At 38.7% G+C, this 297-nt stretch carries 1 protein-coding gene; it reads left to right on the top strand.

Features of this window, described 5'->3' with window-relative positions:
• Positions 1–297, top strand: a 297-nt coding sequence (locus tag ACNKXV_RS14240) for a hypothetical protein (RefSeq protein ID WP_417908370.1), incomplete at both ends; no start/stop codon positions are given.

Here is a 297-nt window from a genome sequence, read left to right as displayed (position 1 = left end):
AAAACTTCTCAGGGAGTTAAGCACAAGTTTGGCGATGAGATCATTAGCAAGGGTGTTAAGTTCAATTTGAAGAATATTGAAAATAACCTTTTCCCTGCTAAGAATCCTTACAGAGACGAGTCTAACTACAACGTACCTGAAGAGGCAAACTTGATTTCGGACATCATTTTGGATGACTGGACTGAAGACGCACATACCAATGGTCTGATTGTGAAATTGGTTAAGAATTATACCAATTCAAGAAATGAGATCTCCGGTAGATTCAAGCGTGATCGATTTACTCTCGAAGTTGGTGAT

Origin of the sequence: Christiangramia aquimixticola (genome assembly GCF_048285835.1) — a bacterium.
Taxonomy (GTDB): Bacteria; Bacteroidota; Bacteroidia; order Flavobacteriales; family Flavobacteriaceae; genus Christiangramia; species Christiangramia aquimixticola.
The sequence above is the reverse complement of the archived record's forward strand: the minus strand, read 5'-3'. Positions and strand labels throughout refer to the sequence as shown.